Source organism: Nonomuraea sp. NPDC050404, assembly GCF_040655495.1.
In the GTDB taxonomy this organism is placed as follows: domain Bacteria; phylum Actinomycetota; class Actinomycetes; order Streptosporangiales; family Streptosporangiaceae; genus Nonomuraea.
Window position 1 is genome coordinate 1 of record NZ_JBFAKB010000002.1, and the last position, 21,578, is coordinate 21,578.

A 21,578-nucleotide genomic window follows, 5' to 3' on the forward strand; every position below is an offset into this window, starting at 1 on the left:
TAAGATATTCACAAAAAAATAACTCGCCTGTGTCTTTCCCCCGCCCCCCCCGATACTTTCTAAACCCCCGCGGGCCCCCCCGGGCGCCCCCCCCCGCCGCCCTATCTGTGAACAAGCGTCAGCGTTCGCTCCACTTGACCTCGTACGCCTTGAGCGAGAACTCCTTGCCGTCCACCGTCGTGGTGACCGGGCCGTCAGTGGTGTTGACCAGCACGAGCTGCTCCGGCTGGGCCAGCACCCGCACCGAGGACTCGGATGAGGTCACCGAGTCGAGCTGCACCCCGGCGGGGAACCACTTGGTGAAGTCGGCCACGAGCTGCCCGGTCGGCATCTCGGCCCCGCTCGTCGGGTTCCACAGGCAGCCCTGGCAGGCGCCCTGCTTGGCCTGCGGGTTCCAGTACAGCGCGGTGGCGGCGCCGCTGGTGGCGAACTCGATCATCGAGGCGGCCTGCACGGCCAGCCGCTTGGGCTCCGGCCACCGGGTGCTGCCGTCCTCGGGCTCGAAGTACCACTCCGACCACCAGACGGGCATGTCGCCGGTCTTCTCCTTCAGCCACTTGGTGACCGCGCCGAACTTGCTCAGCGCCCCGAACTCGTCGGGCATCATCTCGTGCGCGTCGGTGACCGAGGCGCCGTCGATGACGATGAAGTCGGCGCCCTTCTTGTTCTCGAACCAGTAGTTGAAGGCGTCCAGCACGTTCTGGTTGACCACGCCCCAGTCGCCGCGCAGTTCGGTGTCGCCGCCCGCGTTGCTGTCGAACCCGATGTACGGGCCGCCGATCTGGGCGTCCGGCCGGACCTTCTTGATCGCGTCGTAGACCTTGTTGTACATGTCGGTGTAGCCCTTGAAGTCCGCGGGCTTCTTGTGGTCCGGCCAGAAGCCCTTGAACTCGTTCCACACCATGAAGTACTTGACGTCCTTGTACCGCTCGGCGACCGCCGCCGACAGCTTGGCGAAGTCGTCGAAGTGCTGCGGGTAGGGGGCGTCCTCCAGGTGCTCGGCCCAGCCCTCCTGCGACGTGGGGCCCTCGGGCCCGCCCTTCATCCAGTCGGGCGCGCAGCAGAGCGTGATGACCTGCGTGGACTTCGACTGCTTCATGAAGTTCAGGCGGCGGTCGAGGTCCTCCCAGTAGTACTGTCCAGGAGCCGGCTCGGGGTTGAGCGCGCCGAAGCCCATGATGTGCTGGTTCTGCACCATCGGCGTGCCGGCCAGCCGGTTGCCCACGACCTGCTCGAACTGCGGGGTGATGTTGTTGGCGCTGGTGCCGGTGTGCGTGAAGCCCCAGCGGGGCCAGCCCTCCTCGACCTCCGGCGGCTTGGCCGCCGGGCTGGAGCTCGGCTCCTGCGTCGCGGTCTGCGGCGCGGCGGAGGTCGCCCGCGGTGGCGGAGTCTGCTCCGCCTGGGTCAGGGCTCCGCAGCTCGCCAAGGCCAGAGCGGTGACGGCCACCCCCGTCACCTGGCCAAGCCGACGCCAGAACGAACCCCCGTAAGTCGTTGCCACCCGATTCTCACCCGATCCCAACTCTGTGCATGCCGCTCGTAGCGTTCCATGGGTGTACGCACGCGGGCATATCCGGGAGCGACTTTCACAGGTAATCGTTATCGTTTGGTGGTAAAGCCGCCCAATCGGCCTTCCAGAGCCATGGCCGTGTTGATGACGGCCAGGTGGCTGTAGGCCTGCGGGAAGTTGCCGACCTGGCGGCGGCGGGCGGTGTCGTACTCCTCGGCGAGCAGCCCGACGTCGTTGCGCAGGTCCAGCAGCCGCTCGAACAACTCGCGCGCCTCCTCCTCGCGCCCGAGCAGGGCCAGCGCGTCGGCCAGCCAGAACGAGCAGGCCAGGAACGTGCCCTCGCCGCCGCTGAACTGGTCGAGGTTGTCCAGGTCGCGGCGGTGGCGCAACACCAGGCCGTCCTGCCCCAGCTCGCGCCGCACCGCATCGACCGTGCCGGCCACGCGCGGGTCGGACGGCGGCAGGAAGCCGAGCCTGGGGATGAGCAGCAGCGCCGCGTCCACCCCGCGTGAGCCGTAGAACTGGGTGAAGGTGTTGCGCCCGGCGTCGTAGCCGCGTGCGCACACCTCGTGGTGGATCTCCTCGCGCAGCGCCTTCCACCGGCCGGCGGGGCCCGCGTGGCCGTGCCGTTCGACGGTGCGGACCATGCGGTCGGCGGCGACCCAGGCCAGCACCTTGGAGTGCACGAAGTGGCGCTGGGGGCCGCGGATCTCCCACAGGCCGTGGTCCGGGTCGCGCCAGTGGCCCTCCAGGTAGTCCATGAGGGCGCGTTGCAGCTCCCAGGCGGCGTCGTCGTGCCGCAGGCCGGCCTGTCTGCCCTGGTACAGGCAGTCCAGCACCTCGCCGTAGACGTCGAGCTGGACCTGGGCGTAGGCGGCGTTGCCGATGCGCACCGGCCGGGATCCCTCGTAGCCGCACAACCAGTCCGCCTGCCACTCGGGGATGCGCCGGGTGCCGTCCAGCGTGTACATGATCTGCAGGTCCGCCGGGTCGCCCGCGACCGCGCGCAGCAGCCAGTCGCGCCAGGCCCTGGCCTCCTCCTCGTAGCCGGCCGTCAGCATGGCGCGCAGTGTGAAAGCGGCGTCGCGCAGCCAGCTGTAGCGGTAGTCCCAGTTGCGCGCGCCGCCGATCTCCTCGGGCAGCGACGTGGTGGGCGCGGCGACCAGGCCGCCGGTGGGGGCGTAGGTGAGGGCTTTCAGGGTGAGCAGGCTGCGCCGCACCGCCTGGCCGTATTCGCCCCCGTTGTACGCGCAGCCGCGCAGCCAGCCGGTCCAGGCGCGCTCGGTGTCCTCCAGCGCGGTGCCGGCCTCCACCTTGGCGGGCCGGGGCAACCAGGACTGCTGCCAGGTCAGCACGAACGGCAGCCGGTCGCCTTCCGAGACGTGGAAGCGGGCGGTGGTCAGGCCATCGTTGTCGTGCAGGGGCACGGGGGCGTCCAGCCAGGCGGAGTCCGGGCCCGCCACGGCCGCCAGGTCGCCGCCGTCGTGCCGGGTCCAGGGGACGATGCTGCCGTAGTCGAAGCGCAGGGCCAGCTCGGTACGCATCTCGACCCGGCCGCGCACGCCCTCGACGATGCGTACGACGTCGGGCGCCTCGACCCGCGGCGGCATGAAGTCGAGCACCCGCACGCACCCGCCGTCCGCCTCCCACGTCGTCTCCAGGACGAGCGTGTCCCGGCGGTAGCGGCGCGCGGCCCTGGCGCGGCCGTCGGCGGGGGCCAGCAGCCAGCGTCCGGCCCGCGGGTCGTCCAGCAGCGCCGCGAAGCAGGCCGCCGAGTCGAAGCGGGGCAGGCACAACCAGTCGATCGAGCCGTCCGCGCCCACCAGTGCGGCGGTGTGCATGTCGCCGATCAGCGCGTAGTCCTCGATCCGCATCGGCCACCCCCTCCTCGCTGCCCGTCCGCCTACCCACCGGCGGGCGCCCTTCACCCCAGGCAGGCGGCGGGAAGCGGGAACCAGCGCAGCCGCTCGAAGTCGGCGGGCAGTTCGGGCGGGCGGGGGTCGATCTCGTCGGGCAGCGCGCCGAGCAGTTCGCGGGCCTGTTTCAGGTAGCCGGCCAGCGCGTCCTCGCCCTCCCGAGGCCGTGGGACGGCGCGGCGCGGGCAGGGCTCGGTGTAGCGCAGGTCCGACAGGCGCAGCGGCGGTTCGGCCGGGCCCCGGCGGTGCCGCCACAGGCCCGTGCGGGGGTCGAAGTGGTAGTCGGGCAGCAGCCGGTGCCCGGCCGCGGCGACCAGCTCGACGGCGTCGATGAGGTAGTCGCGGACGGTGTCGGAGATGAAGTAGTTGAAGTTCACCCGTACCCAGCCGGGTTTGATGCCCTCGCAGCCGTGGCCGATCTCGTGCTGGAACGCGCGGGAGCGGGCGGAGTCGATGTCCAGCAGGCGGTGGCCGTACGGTCCCGCGCACGAGCAGCCGCCCCTGGCCTGGATGCCGAACAGGTCGTTGAGCACCGCCACGACGTAGTTGTGGTGCAGGAACAGCTCCCCCGACCGGATGCGCACCGAGACGATCGACAACCGGCGCGAGTGGCGGTCGCCGAGGATGTCTATTTCCGGATTGCGGCCCCACCGCTCCAGGGCGCGCTGCCACAGGCGTTCCTCGCTGGCCTGGATGAGGTCCGTGCCCACGGCCCGCTTCAGCGAGAACACCAGGCCGGCGCGGATCGACTCGACGATCGCGGGGGTGCCGCCCTCCTCCCTGGCCACCGGGTCGTCCAGGTAGCGGTGTCCCGCCGGGTGCACGAACAACACGGTGCCGCCGCCCGGCGCGGTGGGCACCCGGTTGCGCACCAGCTCGCGCCGCACCACCAGGACCCCCGGCGTCTGGGGCCCGCCGACGAACTTGTGCGGGGACAGGAAGATCGCGTCCTTGTGGTCGGTGCGCCCGGCCGCCGTGGCGGCCATCCTGATCGGCACGTACGGCCCCGCCGCCGCGTAGTCCCAGAACGACAGCGCGCCGTACTCGTGCAGCAGCGCCGCGATCCGCTCGGTGTCGGACAGGATGCCCGTCACGTTGGAGGCGGCCGAGAAGCTGCCGATGAGCAGCGGCCGGTCGGCGTGCCTGACGAGCTGGGCGCGCAGCTCCTCGATGTCGATGTGGCCGCCCGCGTCCTCACCGATGACGACGGTCTCGGCGATGGACTCGCGCCAAGGCAGCTCGTTGGAGTGGTGCTCGTACGGGCCCACGAACACCACCGGCCGTTCGTTCGCCGGGATGCCCTCGCCGATCCCGTGGCCCCGGGCCAGGCGGTCGGGCACGCGTAACTCCAGGATGCCGATGAGCTTGTTGACGGCGGCGGTCGCGCCGGACCCGCAGAAGATCACCAGATCGTCCGGCCCGCCGCCGACCGAGTCACGGATGACCTCGCGCGCCTCCTCGCGTAACCGGCTGGTCTGCAGGCCGGTGCCGGAGCTCTCGGTGTGGGTGTTGGCGTAGCGGGGCAGCACCTGGTCGCGGACGAAGTCCTCGATGAAGTCGAGCGACCTGCCCGAGGCGGTGTAGTCGGCGTAGGTGATGCGGCGGGGGCCGTACGGGCCCACCAGCACCTCGTCGTCGCCGATGATGCCGCGGCGGATGCGTTCGAGCAGCGGCGATGCGGGCGGTTGCGGTCGGTGTCCGGTCTCCTGTGCCTGCTGTGTCACCACCGACTCAGGATGCCTCACGGCATGCCCTGGTCACCAGGTCGCGACACCCCGGTCCATGCCTGGTCCAGGGGGCGCCGACACCGGGGGAATCCCTGGGTCGCACCCTGTGTCGCACCCGGCGGGGAGGGGTGACCCTGGGGTCATGGCCGCTGAGGGTGACTTTCTCTCGGCCGAGGTCGAAGCGGCGCCGGGCCGTCAGAGCCAGGCGGCGACCGCTCTGTCGCGCCTCGGTTTCAAGGTGCTCCACATCGGGACGACGATCAGCGTGAGCGCGCCCAGGCAGGTCTGGGAACAGGCGTTCGGCCTGCCCCAGACGGAGGTTCCGGGGGAACTGAGCGAGCTGGTGATCGGCGTCCACTTCCAGGGGCCACCGGATCTGCACGCCCTCTGACGTCCGTTCCTGGTCTCGACTCGCAAAGGAGCGACATGACCACGATGACCGAGCGACGCGAGGACACCGTCTACTTCGAAGCGGCCCTGCGGCCGGACAGTGGCGCCTCGATGTTCGCCGAATCCTCCGCGACGCAGAACGCGAACCTCGACCAGCTCAAGCCCGCGCCCGGGGTCGCCGAGCGCACCGCCAGCGCCCTGCAGGCCAAGGGCTTCACCGTACGGCACGTCGGCGTCTTCTCCATCAGCGCGGAAGGCCCGAGATCGCTCTGGGAGAGCACGTTCGGCACGCACGTCGAGGTGCGCCAGGCCGACATCGGCGGGCGTCCGCCGGACATGACCGCCAGCTCCACCACCCAGGTGCCCTACCTGGCGCACGTCAGCGGCGAGCCGTTCACGATGCCGCAGGACCTGGAGCCGTACGTCGAGCGCGCCTACCCGCAGCCGCCGCCGCGCTTCTTCGCCTCCCCCCTCCCGCCCCGCGTGGGCTACCACCACCTGCGCGTGCCCGACGACGTCGCGCTGCTGCTGCGCTCGCACCCGGTGCACGACCGCGGCGTGACCGGCAGGGGCGTGCTGGTCGCCATGGCCGACACCGGCTTCTACCGGCACCCGTTCTACGACCACCACGGCTACAACTACAACGCCACCCTCGCCCCGGACGCCACCCGCGTGCAGCACGACGAGCACGGGCACGGCACCGCCGAGGCGGCGAACATCTTCGCCAGCGCCCGCGACATCGACTTCGTCGGCGTGAAGATGGGCGCCAACGCCACGCTCGCCTTCAAGGCCGCCGCCGACCTGTCGCCCGCCGTCATGACCAACAGCTGGGGCTACCACCTGCCCGGCCTGACCCAGCTCCCCAACTTCCTGCGCCCGCTGGAGCTGGCGGTCGTCGAGGCGGTACGCCAGCGCGGCATCACCGTCTGCTTCTCGGCCGGCAACGGCCACGTCGCCTTCCCCGGCATGATGCCCGACGTGATCTCCGTCGGCGGCGTGTTCGTGGACGAGACACAGGTCAACGGCGAGTTCAGGATGGAGGCGTCCGACTACGCCAGCAGCTTCGACAGCCTCATCTACGCCGGCAGGCACGTGCCCGACGTGTGCGGCCTGGTGGGCAAGGCGCCGCGGGCCATCTACATCATGCTGCCCGTCGAGCCCGGCGACGAGATCGACAAGACCCTGGCCGGGGCCGGCTACCCCAATAAGGACGGCACCGCGCCCGACGACGGCTGGGCGGTGATCAGCGGCACCAGCGCGGCCTCCCCGCAGGTCGCCGGCGTGTGCGCGCTGCTCAAGCAGGCGCAGCCCGGGCTCTCGCCCGACCTGGTCAAGGCCATACTCAAGGCGTCGGCCAGGGACGTGACCGAGGGCAAGAGCGCGATGGGCCAGGTGGCCGGCGACGGCTACGACGGGCCCACCGGGTCCGGGCTGGTCAACGCCGAGGCGGCGTACCGGCTGGCGCGTTCCGTCACGCCGCGCCACCTGCACACGATCCCGCCGCCCCGCTGACCGGGTCCTTCCACCGGCGCACGGTCCCCCCGAACGTAGATCTTTCGGGGATGCCCCGCCGGTGGAAGGCCGCCCACGCGAAGATCTTCCCGAACATGGGGAGGTCCGATGAGGGTCATCGACGAGCTGGTCGCCAACGCCGCGCGGTACGCCGAGTGCTACGAGTGCCCCGGGGCGCCGTCCGAGCCTCGCCTGAAGCTGGCGATCGTGACCTGCATGGACGCGCGTTTCGACGTCTGGAGCGTGCTCGGGCTGCGGCACGGGGACGCCCACGTGATCAGGAACGCCGGCGGCGTCGTCACCGCCGACACGCGCCGCAGCCTGGCCATCAGCCAGCGGCTGCTGGAGACCACCGAGATCATGATCATCCATCACACGGACTGCGGCGCGACGAAGATCACCGAGGACGAGTTCCGCGAGGCCGTCTTCAGGGACACCGGGATCAGGCCCGACTGGGCCGCCGAGGCGTTCCCCAAGGACCCGAACGGCGACGTCGTGCAGTCGATCGCGCGGATCAGGGCCGATGAGCTGATCCCGCAGCGGCAGCGGGTGTACGGGTTCGTGTGGGACGTGGAGACGGGCGAGTTGCGCCGGGTCAAGGCGTAGGCCGGCCGAACAGCCCGATGGGCACGGCTTCGGCGAGGGCGCGGTAGCCGGCGGGGTTCAGGTGCAGGTGGTCGCCCTCGTCGAAGGGCCGCGCCAGCCGCCTGGGCGCGGCCGGGTCGGCTACCGCCCGGTCGAAGTCGATGACGCCGTCGTACCGGCCGGCGTCGCGGATCCAGGCGTTGACCGCCTGCCTGGCCGCCTCGCGGTGTCTCTCGGGGTCGTCGTAGGGATCGTGGCCGCCGAACGGGGTCAGCGTGGCGCCGTACACGAGCAGGTCCCGTGCCCTGGCCCGCTCGATGATCTGCTCGTAGGCGGCGATCAGGTCGGTGGCGGCCCGTTCCTGGTCGTGCCGGGTGGCGGGCGCGGTGCCGAGGTCGTTGACGCCCTCGAAGACGATCAGCCAGCGCGCGCCGCTCTGGGCGAGCACGTCCCGGTCCAGCCGGGCCAGGGCGCTCGGGCCGAGGCCGTCGTTCAGCACCCGGTTGCCGCCCGCGCCCTGGTTGGCGACGGCGACGCCGGGCGGGAGCCGGTCGAAGAGCCGGTCGGGCCAGCGGTCGTTGCCGTTGGTGGTGGAGCCCCTGCCGTCGGTCAGCGAGTCGCCCAGCAGGACGAGGGTCGCGGCGGGCCGCTCGGACCAGACCTCGACGGCGCTCAGGAGGTACCAGTGGTCGACGGGCGTGGCGGCGGGCAGATCGGGGGCGTCCACGTGGTCGCCGGTGGCCAGGTGGGAGGTGGTCCTTGAGCCCGGGTGCGAGGTGAGCTCCGAGGACGCCTGCCCCTGGGCCAGGTGCAGGGTCACGGCCAGGACCGAGCCCGGGGCCAGGTCGAACTCCAGCGGATCCGACACCACGTGCGCGCCCATCGGGACGACGGCTCCCGCCCGCCCGGCGAAGGTGACGGCGCGGGAGGTGCCGGGCAGGATGGCACTCGCCCCCGCCCCACCGCCCCGGCCCACTCCCCCGGCCGCCGCTCCACCGTCTTGGCCCGCTCCCCCGGTCACCGCTCCCCCGCTCACCGGTCCTCCGGTCGCCGGTTCGCTGTCCGGGAGGGCGACGGCGGCGCGGGTGATCGGCAGGGGCGCGCCGCCGAAGCCGTTGGACACGCGCAGCCGCACGCGCCGCCCGCCCATCGACACCCGCACGGTCTGCCGCAGCGTGGTGTCGGCCAGCATCAGGCCCTCCTTGGCGTACGGCGCGGGCGGCAGGTTGTCCGGCTCGGTGAGCTGCGGCATCGCCGTCCACGTGGTGACCCAGTGCCCCTTGCCCATGTACGGCTCCACTCGCTAGTCGAAACTTTCGGCACGATAGCGAACCTTTCGCCCCCATCGGCGACCGGGTGGCGTTTTTACCCACGCTTGTCGATCAGGTCATGGGCCTGGCCGTCCTCCACGCTTAGGGTCGCCTACATGGGCTCTCCACAGGACGGGCGAGAGGCGATCGTCCGGGCGGCCACCAGGCTGTTCTCCGCGCTCGGCTACGACGGCACCAGCATGGCGCAGATCGCCGACGCCGCCGGGCTGGACCAGGCCGAGATACACGCCCACTTCGACGGCAAGCGCGAGCTCTACATCGAGGTCATGCTGCGGGCCCACCACCTCCTGGCGGGCGTCATCAGGCGGCGGGCGGAGGCGCTGTTGAACGCCGCGCCCGAGCGGCGGGCCGAGGCGCTGCACGAGTTCCTCGACGGCTACCTCGACCTGTGCGTGGCCCATCCGGAGGTGCCGGCGCTGTGGACGCACCGCTGGTTGTCCGACGCCAGTGACATCTCCGACCTGGAGGCCAAGAGCGCGCAGCCACTGACGCAGTACGTCGTGGACAGCGTCAGCACGCTGGCCGAGCCGGTGGGCTCCGATCCGCTGCACACCACGTACACGATGATCTGGTGCATCCACGGCTTCGTGCTGAGCGGGGTGCTGAACGGGACCGGCCAGCGGCAGGGCATCGAGGATCCTCAGCAGTTGCGACGCTTCCGCACCCATATGCACCAGTTCATGTCACGCGGGCTGAGCCTGCCCGAATAGGCTGGGACATGTGGGGGTTCTCGGTGAGGTACGCGGCATCCGGCTGCCCACCTCACCGGGCACGGATCGGCCGATGCTCCGCCGCCGCACGCTCGTCATCGCGGCCCTGGTGATCTTCGTCTTCAACATGCTCCTGCTGAGTGCCAACCCGGTCTTCGAGCTGCCGGCCGTGCTGAGTGCCGCGCTGCTCCCCTGGCCCGTGGTGTGGGCGTGGTACCGGCCGATGAGCGCGTGGGGCGCCATGATGGTGGTGCACATCATGCTCACCGGGCTGGGGCTGGCCCTGGGCAGCCTGCTCATGCCGCAACCATGGCTGATCAACCAGGTGGCGGCCCAGCTTCCCGTGATGTACGTGCTGGCGCTGTCGGCGCCCCTGCGGGTGACTGTGGGCGTCTTCGCCACGACCATCGCCGCCGGCCTCATGACCAGGGCGTTCATCGACCTGGAGCCCGCACTGACGGGTCAGGCGGTCCTGAGCTGGGCGCTGACCCTCGTGGTCGCCGCGGTTCTGGGTTACGTCAGGCAGATACGGCGGCTGGACACCTTACGGGTGGCCGAGGAGATGGGCCGGCGGCGGCTGCTGGAGGAGCGGGCGCGCATCGCCAGGGAGCTGCACGACGTGGTGGCCCATCACATGTCGGTGATCGCGGTGCAGGCGGCCAGCGCGCCGTACCGGATCGAGGGCGGGGTGGGTGAAGCCGCCGCGAAGGAGTTCGCGGCCATCAACGCCGCCGCCCGCGAGTCCCTGCGCGACATGCGGCACCTGCTCGGGGCGCTGCGCGGCACGGACGCCGACCCGGGCACCGAGCCGCAGCCGGGGCTGGGCGATCTGGGCAAGCTCGTGGAGTCCGTACGGCGGGCGGGCGTGCCCGTCGAGACCGCGATCGACGATCCGTCGCCGCCCTCACCGGTCGTGTCGCTGACCGCGTACCGGATCGTGCAGGAGGCCCTGAGCAACGTCATCCGGCACGCCCCCGGCGCCAGGACCGTCGTGACCGTCCGCGAGGAGGGCGGCGACCTGGCCGTGGAGGTCGAGAACGAGCGTCCGGAACGGCCGGGGGCCGCGCCGGCGGGCTCCGGGCACGGGCTGGCCGGCATGCGGGAGCGGGTGGCGGCGCTCGGCGGCCGGCTCACCGCGGAGACCACGGAGACGGGCGGCTTCGCCGTGCGGGCACGGCTGCCGGACGGAGAGGGCGGATGATCACATTGGCGGCCGCCGGAGGCAGACGGTGGATGACCACGCTGGTGGCCGCTGATGGGAAACGGCGGATGATCAGACTGGCGGCTGCCGGAGGGAGACGGTGAATGATCACGGTGCTGGTGGCGGATGACCAGGCGATGATCAGGTCCGGTTTCGCGGCCCTGCTCTCCGCGCAGCCCGACCTGAGCGTCGTCGGGGAGGCGGCCGACGGTCTGGAGGCGGTGGCGGCGGCCCGCGAGCTGCGGCCCGACGTCGTGCTCATGGACGTGCGGATGCCGAACCTCGACGGCCTGGAGGCCACCCGGCGCATCATCGGGGCGGGCCAGATGACGAAGGTGCTGATCCTGACCACGTTCGACATCGACGACTACGTCTACGCGGCCCTGCGCGGCGGGGCCAGCGGCTTCCTGCTCAAGGACGCCCCCGCCGCCGACCTCATCACCGCGGTCCGCGTCGTCGCGGGCGGCGAGGCGCTGCTCGCGCCGTCCGTCACCCGCAGGCTCATCGAGGAGTTCACCGCCCGGCGGCCGATGGACGAGCGGGCGGCGCTGCGGCTCAACGCGCTGACCGCGCGCGAGCGGGACGTGCTCAGGCTGGTCGCGGCGGGGCTGGCCAACGCGGAGATCGGGCGGGAGCTGACGATCGCCGAGGAGACGGTGAAGTCGCACGTGGGGCGGATCTTCGCCAAGCTGGGCCTGCGCGACCGGGCGCAGGCGGTGGTGCTCGCCTACGAGAGCGGCCTGGTGGTCCCGGGCACTCCCCCCACGGGGTTGGACCGGGGCTGACGGATGCGCTTCTGAGGGGGATGTGGCCTCCCCCGGCCCGCTCCTAGCGTCGGCGGCATGACCAGATTGCGAACCGCGGCCGGGTTGCTGCGGGCGGGGGCCCGGATGTCGCTCAGCGAGCCGGAACTGCTGGGACTGTCGGAGTTCGTGCGGCCGGGGGCCGTGTGCTTCGACATCGGGGCCGCGTACGGGATGTACACCTATCCGCTGGCCAGGCTCGCGGGACCGGCGGGGCAGGTGCACAGCTTCGAGCCGCTGCCGCTGCCGTACCGGCTGCTGGAGACGGGGGTACGGGCGTCGGGGGCGCGCAACGTGCGGGTCACCAACGCGGCCATGGGCGCCTCGACCGGCTGGCAGCGGCTGCGGCTGCCCTACCGGTTCGGGCTGCCCATCCACGGGTGGGCCCACCTGCAGGAGGGGCTGAAGGAACCCGGGCGGTTCACCTCCGTCAAGACGCTTGAGGTGGTCGTGCACACCGTGGACCGGGTGTGCGAGCTGCGGGAGCTGTCGCGGGTGGACTTCATGAAGGTGGACGTCGAGGGGTTCGAGGCGGTCGTGCTGGAGGGCGCGACCTGGACGATCGAGCAGCACCGGCCCGCGCTGCTGCTGGAGATCGAGGAGCGGCATCTCGGCAAGTACGGCAGGACGGCCGATGAGGTGAGCGGCTCGCTGGCCGGGCGCGGGTACCGCATGCACGTGTGGCGGGGCGGGCGGTGGCGGCGTACGGACACGGTCGGCACGAACCGGCGCAACTACCTGTTCACGGCCGGATGACTTGGCGGGATATTAACTGTTCGTCACCAAATAATCACTCTTCCGCGTGTAATCTGCCCGTATGGCTGGTTTCGAGTGGCTATCGCGCTCACTTCGGGTGAGCGGGGCGTGCTGAGGCGGTGCCCGAAGAGGACGTCCCGGTGCCTGGCGCGGCGAATGGATCGTCCCGCCTGGACGAGTTGCTGATCGAGGCCGTGATCGCCACCGGCGCGCACATCGGCGCGGTCTGGCTCCTGGACGACAGCGGCCAGGTCCTGCAGATGGACACCGAGGCCGGCCTGCCGGCGCCGATCGCCAGGGCGTGGGCCAGGATCAGGACGAAGGATCCGGTGCCGATGGCCATCGCGGTCCGCGAGCGGCGGAAGGTCTGGATCACCGGCCGCGAGCACCTGGCCCGCGAGTTCCCCGCGGCGGCCCTGGCGCTGCCGTACCACTTCGCGGCGGCCCTGTCCCCCGTCTGCGCGGACGGGGCCGTGTGCGGCGGGTTCATGCTGCTGTGGCCGGCCGGTCGCGTGTCCGAGCTGACCCCGCGCCAGTGCGACACGATCGACCGGACCTGTGCCGACCTCGGCGAGGTGGTGCGGGAGGCGGCCGAGCGGGGCCGGCCGATCACCGCCGGGCCGCGGCCCCGCATCCTCGGGCCGCGTCCGGTGCGCGAGTCGGAGCCGCGGGCCGACCTGGTGGCGCTGGAGTGCCTCAACCGGCTGCCCGAGGGGTACTGTGCGCTGGACGTCGAAGGGCGCATGACGCTCGTCAGCGCGCCGGCCGCCGACCTGCTGGGCGGCTCGCCGCCGGAACTGCTCGGCCGGCGCCTGTGGGAGGAGTTGCCCTGGCTGGCCGACCCGTCGTACGAGGACCGCTATCGGGCCGCCGTGGTCAGCAGGCAGGTCACCCACTTCATCGCCCGCACCCCCGCCGGGCGGGCGTTGTCGTTCTGGTTGTATCCCGGGCTGACCGGCATCACCCTGCGCATCACGCCCGGCACGTCCTCGCGCCGGCCCGACCCCGACCCCGTCACGAGTGGCGACCGCCGGCATCGGGTCGTCGCGGTGCACGAGATCCTGCAGCTGGCCACCACGCTCGCGCGGGCGGTGACCGCGCAGGAGGTGATCGACCTGGTGGCCGACCACGTCATGCCCGTCTACGACGTGCAGGCGCTGGTCATCCTGACCACCAAGGGGGGCCGGCTGCGGGTGGCCGCCTCACGCGGTTACAGCCGGGAGGCCATCGAGGAGTTCGACGGCCATCCGGTCATCCCGGCGATCCCCACGGACCGCCCGTTCGACGCCGACAAACCAGGCTTCTTCTCAACGTGGGACGAGCTGCGCGCGATGTACCCGGACACGCTGCGCTCCGACGACATGTGCGCCTGGGCGATCCTGCCGCTGATCACGTCGGGCCGCCCCCTCGCCACGTGCATCCTGGCCTACGACCGCCCCCACCGCTTCAGCACCGACGAGCGGGCCGCGCTCACCGCGCTCACCGGGCTGATCGCCCAGGCGTTCGAGCGCGCCCGCCTCTACGACGTCAAGCACCAGTTCGCCCAGTGCCTGCAGGCGAGCCTGCTGCCGCACACGCTTCCCCGGGTCCCCGGCCTCGACGTGGCCGCCAGGTACGTGCCCGCCACCCCCGGCATGGACATCGGCGGCGACTTCTACGACCTGATCCGCCTCAGCGACACCATGGCCGCGGCCGTCATCGGCGACGTACAGGGCCATGACGTGACCGCCGCCGCCCTCATGGGCCAGGTGCGCACCGCCATACGCGCCCACGCCACCGCCGGCGCCAGCCCCGGCGAGGTGCTGGCGCACACCAACCGGCTGCTCGCCGAACTGGCTCCCGACCGCTTCACCAGTTGCCTGTACGTCAGCTTCGACCTGCGCCGGCACACCGCGTGCGTGGCCAGCGCGGGCCACCTGCCGCCGGTGCTGGGCCGGTCGGGCGCGCCGGGCCGGGTCGTCGAGGCGGTGCCGGGACTGCTGCTCGGCATCGACCCCGCCGCCGAGTACGCCACCTCGGAGCTGACCCTGGAGCCCGGCTCGGTGCTGGCCCTCTACACCGACGGCCTGATCGAGGAGCCAGGCCAGGACCTGGGCGACTCCATCGCCGCCCTGGCCGGGCGCTTCCGGCCGACACCCGGCCGGCCCCTGCACGACCTGGCGGAGTCGCTCATCGAGGCGGCCACGATCGAGCAGCGCACGGACGACATCGCCGTGCTCCTCCTGCGGGAGGACTGGTTCAGCGCTTCGGCGGCGTCAGGCTCAGCTTGAGCCTGGCCGCCGACTGGGAGAGCACCTTGACGCGGATGCCGTTGACCGTCACGGACCCGCCGCCGGACATCGATCCCTGCGACGTCACGCCCGGTCCCGTGCCCCTGACCACGACGGTGCCGGAGTTGAAGGAGATGGCCAGCCGGGTGATGCCGAAGCGGGGGCTGACCCGGAACGACACGTTCCTGGTGAGGGTGAGCTTGCACTTGCCGTCGTAGCAGGCTCGCAAATTGGGCTTGGCGGACGCGGACGCGGACGCGCCGGTGGCGGTGAGGGCGGCGGTGGCCGGGGTCAGGGCGAGGACCGCGGCGGCCACGAGGGCGGTGGAGATCTTGAGGGGCATGATGTCCTGTTCTCCGCTCATGAACGTTTACCGGATCTTACTGGAGGCTGTGAAGCCGCCAGCGGGCCAAGTGTGTGCCGTTCCCGCCGGGACCGGTCCCGAGGTCCGGGGAAAACGCTGCGTGTCCGTTCTCTCACTCGATACATTCGCTTTGTGCGCTTCCTCCAACGGTGCTTGGGTCTCTTGACGAGGGGGGCCGCGCCGCGCCCCGGCACGACCGTGGACGGCCGTTACCGGCTGACGCGCAGCCTCGCGCGGGGGCGGATCGGCGAGGTGTGGCTCGCCCGCGACCTGGAGCTGGGCCGGGACGTCGTGCTGAAGCAGATGGCCGTGGACGGCGCGCGGCTGTGGGCCGAGGCGCGGGCGCTGGCCAAGTTCAGCCATCCGCACGTGGTCACGCTGTATCACGCCGTGCCGGGCAGGGCGGCGTCGTGGCTGGTCATGGAGCACGTTCCGGGCGGAAGCCTGGAGGGCCGCCCTGAGCTGTCCCCGGAGGTGGCGGCGCGGATCGGGGCGCAGATCGCCGACGCGCTGGCGGCCCTGCACGACGAGGGCATCGTGCACTGCGACATCAAGCCGGGCAACGTGGTCGTGACCGGGGACGGCACGGCCAAGCTGGCCGACTTCGGGGCCGCGTACCGGGTGGGCGGGGCCGAGACGATCACCCCGAACAGCGCGATCAGCTACACGCCGGACTACGCGGCGCCCGAGGTCGTACGGGGGCAGCCGGAGCCGAAGTCGGACGTCTTCTCGCTCGGGGCCATGTTGTACGCGCTGGTGGCGGGCCGGCCACCCCGCAGGGGCGGGGCCGCGCGCCAGGACCAGGACTCGGTGGACGCCCACATCGCCAGGCGGGAGGCCGCCAGGGGTGTCGTCGTGCTGGACGCCGACCTGGGGCCGCTGGCCGAGGTGCTGGCGGCGATGTTGCGACGCGACCCCCGCCACCGGCCGGGCGCGGAGGAGGCGCGACGACGGCTGGCGGAGATCGCCGCCGCTCCCGGCCCTCTCCCCGCCCCTTCCCCCGCTCCCGAGGACGAGCCCGCCCCCGGGCGTCCCCGGCGCCGGGCGATCGCGACGGTGGCGGTCGCGGCCGCGCTCGCCACCGGTCTCGCGCTGTGGGCGTGGGGCGGCGGCCCGTCCCCTGCCCCCGAGGCCGCGACGCCCGCCCCGGACGGCCGCAAGTCCTGGACCGGAAGAGACGTGCTCGGCGATCCGCGTACGGCCGACCCCTGCGCCCTGCTGCGGCCGGCGTCCTTCGGGCGGTTCGGGCAGACCGAACTCGACCCCGACTACGGCAACTTCGACCGCTGCGACGTCCTCATCCAGCCGCGCTCCGACAGCGTCGTGGACCTCAGGGTGGACTTCAACCGCGACCCGCCGCCCGAGCAGGCGAAGGCTCCCAGGACGACGGGGATCGTCACGGTGGTGGAGCAGTCGCACGAGAGCCACGAGTGCAACCGCACGCTGGCGCTCGACGGCGTCACCGACACCACCATCCTCGTCGAGGCGAAGCGGAGCGAGGACGGCGAGGCCCCGTTGTGCGAGATCGCCGACGCGGCCACCGCCGACGCCGTCAGGATCCTCAACCAGGGCCCGATCGCCCGCCGCGACCCGGCGTTCCCGTCCGGTTCCCTGGCCCACCAGGACGTCTGCACGCTGCTGGACGCGCGGGCGCTTGAGCTCATACCGGGCATAGACGCGGCCGACCCCGACCGCGGGTTCGGCGGCTGGGACTGCGAATGGGAGAGCACCACCAGCGACCTGTGGCTCGACGTGCGGTTCGACCGGGGCCCGCCGCCGGACGCGCAGGAGGGCACGTCCACGCGGCTGGGCGGCCTGCCCGCCTACATCCGGCCGGAGGGCGAGGGCGAGGAGACGTGCCTGGTCCTGATCGCCGCCCGCACCTACGCCTCGGTGGGCGGGCGGACCAACGCCGAGACCGTACGCGTCCTGGTGGGCGGGTCACGGCCGATGGACCGGCTCTGCCGGATGGCCACCGGCCTGGCCGACTCCGCCTCGGCCCGGCTGCCCGGCGCGGCGGCCGGGAAGGGTCCCGCGCGGTCCGGGTGAGGCTGGAGGCTGTCGAAGGAGAGCTGCGATGAAGGTCCCACGTCCTGCGCGTCTCACGTCCCTTTTGGGGAGAGTGCGATCCTTTTGGGGAGGGTGCGATGAGCGTTCATGACAGTCTCGCCCGCGGGGTCGTGCCCGCCGCGCCGGGCACGTTGCACGCGCGTACGGTCCACGGTGGTGTCGAGGTGGCGCCCACGGCGGGCCTGACCGTCGCGTTCGGCCGGGGTGAGCGTCCCGACGTGGACCTGTGCGTCGGCGAGGACGACCTGTGGGTGAGCCGCAGGCACGGCGAGCTGACCTACCGCAAGCACCGCTGGTGGTTGCGGAACGTCGGCCGGCAACTGCTGCGGCTGCCCAAGGGCCGGATGATGCACACCACCACCGAGGCCCTCCCGCTCGCGCCGGGCTACACGCCGGTGTTCGTACGCGGGTCCGGCTACCGCGAGCACCTGGTCGAGCTGTACGTCTCGGGCCCCGACGACGAGCGTGCCCCGCGCCGCCGCGCCGAGACGCTGCCGCCCAAACGGTGGCCGCTGGATGACGAGGAGCGGCTGCTGCTGGTGGTGCTGGGGCAGCGTTACCTGCTGTACGAGGAGGGTCCGCGGCCCCTGTCCTACAGGCAGGCGGCCGAGCAGCTCGGCTATCTGCGGCCCGGCGACGAATGGCGGGAGCGCAGGGTCGAGAACAGGATCGAGGTCGTGCGTCGCCGCCTGGACGCGGGCGGGTTCCCGTACCCGCTGACGCACGACAAGGCGGCGGGCGGCCCGTCGGACAACCTGCTGCACAACCTGCTGCGCGGGCTGGTCGAGTCCACCACGCTGGTGCCCCCTGACCTGGACCTGCTGGAGGAGGACTGCTGACGGGCACGCCTGGCCAAGGGCCTCACGGCTCCCCGATCAGGCGCGCCAGCCATGAGACGCGGTGCGGGTGGCACGCCTGGTCAAGGGCCTCACGGCTCCCCCAGCATGAATCCGGCCCCGCGTACGGTGTGCAGCAGGCGCGGCCGGCCGTCCGACTCCAGCTTGCGGCGCAGGCCGGCGACGAACGTGTCCACCGGGCTCCCGTCAATCTCGAAGTCGTAGCCCCAGACGCGTTCCAGCAGCAGCGTGCGGGACATGGCGATGCCGGCGTTGCGCGCCAGCGCCTCCAGCAGGTCGAACTCGCGCCGCGTCACCTCCACCCGCCTGCCGTCGAGCTCCACCCGGCGGGCGGCGGGGTCGAGGGCCAGCGGGCCGAGCCTGATCGTGGTCCTGGAGGCGGGGGCGACGTGGCGCAGCAGCGCGCGCAGGCGCAGGGCCAGGGCGTACACGTCGAATGGCTTGAGCACGCAGTCGTCGGCCCCGGCGCCCAGCGCGGCGGCGCGGTCGTCCACCTCGTCGCGGTCGGCGAGCATCACCACGGGCGCCCGCGTGCCCGTCTCCCGTAATCGGGCGCACACCTCCACGCCCGACATGCCGGGCATCGAGACGTCCAGCACGATCGCGTCCGGCGGGGACTTCTCCGTGCGCTCCAGCGCGAGCGGGCCCGAGTCCACGGTGTCCACGGAGAAGCCCTCCAGGCGCAGGCCGCGCCAGAGCGCGAGCTGGGTGGCGTGGTCGTCGTCCACGGCGAGGATCCGGTAGCCGGTCATGCGGGCGCTTCCTCCCGAGTCGGCTCAGCGGGTGTCACGGCGCAGGGGGTGGTCGGCCGGGATCTGCACCAGGACGATGCGGTGGCCGTCGGGGTCGGCGATCCAGCACTCGACCAGCCCCCACGGCTCCTGACGGGCCTCGCGCAACACGGTGACGCCCTCCTTGCGCAGCCGTTCCTCCTCGCCGGCGACGTCGCGCACCTGCAGCCAGAGCGACACCCCGTCTCCCGGGTCGTCCTGCGCGTGACCGGACAGCTCCAGGAATCCCTGGCCCAGGAAGAAGACCACGCCCGGGTGGTCGGGCGGCCCGAACTCGCGGTAGACGGCCAGGCCGAGTGTCTCGGCGTAGAAACGGCGGCTGCGCACGGGGTCACCGGGACGCAACAACACGCGACTGCTCAGCACCTCCATGCCGACACTCTTCCCCACCCCCGGCCGGGGAAGCCCCCGACTCGGGAAAGCCCCCTGATCAGAAAGTGACCCCGGCCGGGGCTCCCCCGCGAAAGAGCGCCCCGGCCGAGTCGGCGACCCGCGCCTCGCCTACACCACCGCCCCCGAGCTCCTGGGATCGCGTGCGGCCGGTCGTCTGGCGGGCTCGGGCGGCGGGCGCCGGTCGAAACGGCTGAGCACGATCGCCACCGGCCCGGCCACGAAGCCCGACGACAACGTGCCCGTCACGATCCCGGCCACCAGCGCGATCGCGAAGTCACGCAGCGAATCGCCGCCGAAGACCATCAGCGCCACCAGGATGAACAGCGCGCCGAGCCCGGTGTTGACGGTGCGCGGCATGGTCTGCAGGATCGCGCCGTTCACCGCCGCCGCGAACGGCTCGCGGCGACGGGCCGTCCACAACTCCCTGACCCGGTCGAACACCACCACCTTGTCGTTGACCGAATAACCCACGATGGTCAGCATCGCGGCCAGGAACACCCCGTCGATCGGCTTGCTCAGCCAGGCGAACATGCCCGCCACCACGGTCACGTCCACCAGCAGCGCCGTCACGGCCGCCGCGCCGAACGTCCAGCGGAAGCGGACCGCCAGGTACAGCAGTTGCATGGCCACGGCCACGCCGAGCGCGATGAGGGCGTTGCGGCGCAGTTCCTCGCCCAGGCTGGGGCCGATGAACTCCTCGCGCCGCTTGCTCACCTCGCCCGCCGAGCCCTCCAGGGCCTGCTCGATCCTGGTGACCTCCTCGATGCCGAGCCGCGCCGCCCGTACGGTGACGCCGTCGTCGCCCGCCTGCACCACCGCCGTGGGGAATCCGGCCCGCGCGACCGCCTGCCCCGCCGCCTCGGCCGAGATCGGCTTGCTCGTGGCGAACTCCACGAGCCGCCCACCGGTGAACTCCACGCCGAAGTTCAGCCCCCGGATGGCCAGCCCGCCGACGGCCACCGCCGCCAGCACGCCCGCGATCGCCAGCCAGAGCCTGAGGTGCCGCATGAGCTGCGGGTTCCTGCTGGTCAGCCAGGTCCTGACGGTCCCGGGTGAGCCGAGCCCGGAAAGGCGCGGCCCGACGCGGCCGATGACGGCCTGGGTCAGTACGCGGGTGATGAGCAGGGCGGAGATGAGCGAGGCCAGCACGCCGACGGCCAGCGTCACACCGAAGCCCTTGACCGGGCCCGAGGCCAGCCAGAACAACAACCCGGCGGCGATCAGGGTGGTGACGTTGGAGTCGGCGATCGCGCTCCAGGCGTTCTTGAACCCCCGGTCCAGCGCTCCCCGCAGACCGCGGCCGGGCGCCTGCTGGTACTCCTCCCTGGCCCGCTCGAAGACCAGCACGTTCGCGTCGATGGCCATGCCGATGGCCAGCACGAACCCGGCCAGCCCCGGCAGCGTGAACGTCGCGCCCATCGCCACCAGCGCCGCGTACGAGATCAGCCCGTAGCAGGCCAGCGCGATCACCGACAGCAGCCCGACCAGGCGGTACATGGCCACGATGAACACGGCGGTCAGGGCCACCCCGGTGATCGCCGCCTCGGCGCTGGCCTGGATCGCCGCCGCGCCGAGCGTGGGGCCCACCGTGCGCTGCTCGACCAGGTCGAGCGGGACCGGCAGCGCGCCGCCCTTGATGAGCACGGCCAGGTCGCGCGCCTCCTCGTGGGTGAAGGAGCCGGTGATCTGGGCGCTGCCGCCGGGAATCCCGGTACGGCAGGCGATGGACGGGTCGAGCGGCGGCGAGGAGATGACCTCCTTGTCCAGCACGATGGCGACCCTGCGCTTGGGATCGCCGGCCGGCTGGCAGGCCGCCTCCCCGGTCAGCCGCTGCCAGGCCGACGCGTCGCGGAAGTCCAGGCTCACCCACCAGCCGGGCCCCTGCTGGGGGTCGCTCTGCTCGACGGCGTCGCTCACCCCGTCGCCGGTGATGGCCGCGGGGCCGAGCTTGAGCAGCCCGCCGCCCTCGTCGCGGACCGCGTCCTTGTCCCCGGCCCCGGCCGCGCCGAGCACGGGATGGAAGGCGAGTTGCGCGGTACGGCCGATGACCTCGGCCGCCTGCGACGGGTCGAGCACGCCCGGCAGTTCGACGATGATCCGCTTCTCACCGGAGCGGACCAGGGTGGGATCGACCACGCCGAGCGCGTCGGCCCGCTGGCGCAACACGTTGAGCGCCCGGTCGGTGGCGGCGGCGTCGGCCTTGACGGTCGGGGCGTCCTTCGTCTCGAAGACGAGTTGGGTGCCGCCACGCAGGTCCAGGCCCAGGCGGGGCGAGGAGGAGAAGACGGCCACTAAGGAGATCGCGATGACGGCACACGCCGCCACCGCACGCCAGAACGGCGCACGGAACATGAGAAAGCCTCCACAGGCTCAAAAAGGGAAAAGAAAGACG

The 21,578-nt window shown here is 72.1% G+C and carries 18 protein-coding genes; 10 read left to right on the forward strand and 8 right to left on the reverse strand.

Going from position 1 to position 21,578, the window contains the following annotated elements; translation table 11 throughout:
• Positions 1-118: 118 nt before the first annotated feature.
• The 3 genes from AB0I81_RS05195 to AB0I81_RS05205 form a co-directional block, all read right to left on the reverse strand.
• Positions 119-1,447: a xylan 1,4-beta-xylosidase gene (locus tag AB0I81_RS05195; RefSeq protein ID WP_360650244.1), complete on the reverse strand. Its 1,329-nt coding sequence runs from the start codon at positions 1,445-1,447 to the stop codon at positions 119-121.
• Between the two features lie 152 nt (positions 1,448-1,599).
• Positions 1,600-3,438 carry a glycoside hydrolase family 15 protein gene (locus AB0I81_RS05200; RefSeq protein ID WP_360650247.1) on the reverse strand — a complete coding sequence of 613 codons (1,839 nt, stop codon included), beginning with the start codon at positions 3,436-3,438 and terminating at the stop codon, positions 1,600-1,602.
• Positions 3,435-5,153 (reverse strand): aminotransferase class V-fold PLP-dependent enzyme, encoded by a 1,719-nt coding sequence (locus AB0I81_RS05205; protein ID WP_360650250.1) that lies wholly within the window; start codon positions 5,151-5,153, stop codon positions 3,435-3,437. The genes AB0I81_RS05200 and AB0I81_RS05205 overlap by 4 nt, the downstream gene beginning before the upstream one ends.
• A gap of 142 nt (positions 5,154-5,295) precedes the next feature.
• Here AB0I81_RS05205 and AB0I81_RS05210 point away from each other — a divergent pair, with 142 nt between their 5' ends.
• From AB0I81_RS05210 to AB0I81_RS05220, 3 genes are all read left to right on the forward strand, one after another.
• Positions 5,296-5,544, forward strand: a complete 249-nt coding sequence (locus AB0I81_RS05210) for a hypothetical protein (RefSeq protein ID WP_360650253.1) — start codon at positions 5,296-5,298, stop codon at positions 5,542-5,544.
• Between the two features lie 35 nt (positions 5,545-5,579).
• Positions 5,580-7,055: a S8 family serine peptidase gene (locus AB0I81_RS05215; RefSeq protein ID WP_360650256.1), complete on the forward strand. Its 1,476-nt coding sequence runs from the start codon at positions 5,580-5,582 to the stop codon at positions 7,053-7,055.
• A 108-nt stretch (positions 7,056-7,163) separates the two neighbouring features.
• A complete protein-coding gene (locus AB0I81_RS05220) occupies positions 7,164-7,661 on the forward strand; it encodes a carbonic anhydrase (protein WP_360650259.1) in 498 nt (165 codons plus the stop codon).
• Here the strand turns inward: AB0I81_RS05220 and AB0I81_RS05225 are convergent.
• Positions 7,651-8,928: an SGNH/GDSL hydrolase family protein gene (locus AB0I81_RS05225; protein WP_360650261.1), complete on the reverse strand. Its 1,278-nt coding sequence runs from the start codon at positions 8,926-8,928 to the stop codon at positions 7,651-7,653. The genes AB0I81_RS05220 and AB0I81_RS05225 overlap by 11 nt on opposite strands.
• Positions 8,929-9,066: 138 nt before the next feature.
• Between AB0I81_RS05225 and AB0I81_RS05230 the strand changes: the two genes are divergently transcribed.
• From AB0I81_RS05230 to AB0I81_RS05250, 5 genes are all read left to right on the forward strand, one after another.
• Positions 9,067-9,681, forward strand: a complete 615-nt coding sequence (locus tag AB0I81_RS05230) for a helix-turn-helix domain-containing protein (RefSeq protein WP_360650264.1) — start codon at positions 9,067-9,069, stop codon at positions 9,679-9,681.
• 10 nt (positions 9,682-9,691) lie between these two features.
• Entirely contained in the window at positions 9,692-10,882 is a 1,191-nt protein-coding gene (locus AB0I81_RS05235) for a histidine kinase (protein ID WP_360650267.1), read from the forward strand.
• 104 nt (positions 10,883-10,986) lie between these two features.
• A complete protein-coding gene (locus AB0I81_RS05240) occupies positions 10,987-11,667 on the forward strand; it encodes a response regulator transcription factor (protein ID WP_360650270.1) in 681 nt (226 codons plus the stop codon).
• 57 nt (positions 11,668-11,724) lie between these two features.
• Positions 11,725-12,441, forward strand: a complete 717-nt coding sequence (locus tag AB0I81_RS05245; protein ID WP_360650273.1) for an FkbM family methyltransferase — start codon at positions 11,725-11,727, stop codon at positions 12,439-12,441.
• A 140-nt stretch (positions 12,442-12,581) separates the two neighbouring features.
• On the forward strand, positions 12,582-14,711 hold the full coding sequence (locus AB0I81_RS05250; protein WP_360650276.1) for a SpoIIE family protein phosphatase: 2,130 nt from the start codon (positions 12,582-12,584) through the stop codon (positions 14,709-14,711).
• On the opposite strand, the gene AB0I81_RS05255 is transcribed toward AB0I81_RS05250, so the two are convergent.
• Positions 14,680-15,075 carry a hypothetical protein gene (locus tag AB0I81_RS05255; RefSeq protein WP_360650279.1) on the reverse strand — a complete coding sequence of 132 codons (396 nt, stop codon included), beginning with the start codon at positions 15,073-15,075 and terminating at the stop codon, positions 14,680-14,682. The genes AB0I81_RS05250 and AB0I81_RS05255 overlap by 32 nt on opposite strands.
• A 162-nt stretch (positions 15,076-15,237) precedes the next feature.
• On the opposite strand from AB0I81_RS05255, the gene AB0I81_RS05260 reads away from it, so the two are divergent.
• Both AB0I81_RS05260 and AB0I81_RS05265 read left to right on the forward strand, forming a co-directional pair.
• On the forward strand, positions 15,238-17,124 hold the full coding sequence (locus AB0I81_RS05260; RefSeq protein ID WP_360650282.1) for a serine/threonine-protein kinase: 1,887 nt from the start codon (positions 15,238-15,240) through the stop codon (positions 17,122-17,124).
• 98 nt (positions 17,125-17,222) lie between these two features.
• A complete protein-coding gene (locus AB0I81_RS05265) occupies positions 17,223-17,984 on the forward strand; it encodes an FHA domain-containing protein (protein WP_360650285.1) in 762 nt (253 codons plus the stop codon).
• A gap of 89 nt (positions 17,985-18,073) precedes the next feature.
• Here AB0I81_RS05265 and AB0I81_RS05270 read toward each other — a convergent pair whose 3' ends face one another.
• The 3 genes from AB0I81_RS05270 to secD all read right to left on the reverse strand — a co-directional run bounded on the left by AB0I81_RS05270 (position 18,074) and on the right by secD (position 21,538).
• Positions 18,074-18,754, reverse strand: a complete 681-nt coding sequence (locus AB0I81_RS05270; RefSeq protein ID WP_360650288.1) for a response regulator transcription factor — start codon at positions 18,752-18,754, stop codon at positions 18,074-18,076.
• Between the two features lie 24 nt (positions 18,755-18,778).
• Positions 18,779-19,165, reverse strand: a complete 387-nt coding sequence (locus AB0I81_RS05275; protein ID WP_360650291.1) for a VOC family protein — start codon at positions 19,163-19,165, stop codon at positions 18,779-18,781.
• Positions 19,166-19,294: 129 nt separating this feature from the next.
• Entirely contained in the window at positions 19,295-21,538 is a 2,244-nt protein-coding gene (gene secD, locus AB0I81_RS05280; RefSeq protein ID WP_360650294.1) for a protein translocase subunit SecD, read from the reverse strand.
• Between the last annotated feature and the right edge of the window lie 40 nt (positions 21,539-21,578).

Bases quoted from the DNA above. Each gene is read 5' to 3' on its own strand.
- AB0I81_RS05210 (WP_360650253.1), top strand. From the start codon at position 5,296: ATGGCCGCTGAGGGTGACTTTCTCTCGGCCGAGGTCGAAGCGGCGCCG.
- AB0I81_RS05215 (WP_360650256.1), top strand. From the start codon at position 5,580: ATGACCACGATGACCGAGCGACGCGAGGACACCGTCTACTTCGAAGCG.
- AB0I81_RS05220 (WP_360650259.1), top strand. From the start codon at position 7,164: ATGAGGGTCATCGACGAGCTGGTCGCCAACGCCGCGCGGTACGCCGAG.
- AB0I81_RS05225 (WP_360650261.1), bottom strand. From the start codon at position 8,928: ATGGGCAAGGGGCACTGGGTCACCACGTGGACGGCGATGCCGCAGCTC.
- AB0I81_RS05230 (WP_360650264.1), top strand. From the start codon at position 9,067: ATGGGCTCTCCACAGGACGGGCGAGAGGCGATCGTCCGGGCGGCCACC.
- AB0I81_RS05240 (WP_360650270.1), top strand. From the start codon at position 10,987: ATGATCACGGTGCTGGTGGCGGATGACCAGGCGATGATCAGGTCCGGT.
- AB0I81_RS05245 (WP_360650273.1), top strand. From the start codon at position 11,725: ATGACCAGATTGCGAACCGCGGCCGGGTTGCTGCGGGCGGGGGCCCGG.
- AB0I81_RS05255 (WP_360650279.1), bottom strand. From the start codon at position 15,075: ATGAGCGGAGAACAGGACATCATGCCCCTCAAGATCTCCACCGCCCTC.
- AB0I81_RS05265 (WP_360650285.1), top strand. From the start codon at position 17,223: ATGAGCGTTCATGACAGTCTCGCCCGCGGGGTCGTGCCCGCCGCGCCG.
- AB0I81_RS05270 (WP_360650288.1), bottom strand. From the start codon at position 18,754: ATGACCGGCTACCGGATCCTCGCCGTGGACGACGACCACGCCACCCAG.
- AB0I81_RS05275 (WP_360650291.1), bottom strand. From the start codon at position 19,165: ATGGAGGTGCTGAGCAGTCGCGTGTTGTTGCGTCCCGGTGACCCCGTG.
- secD (WP_360650294.1), bottom strand. From the start codon at position 21,538: ATGTTCCGTGCGCCGTTCTGGCGTGCGGTGGCGGCGTGTGCCGTCATC.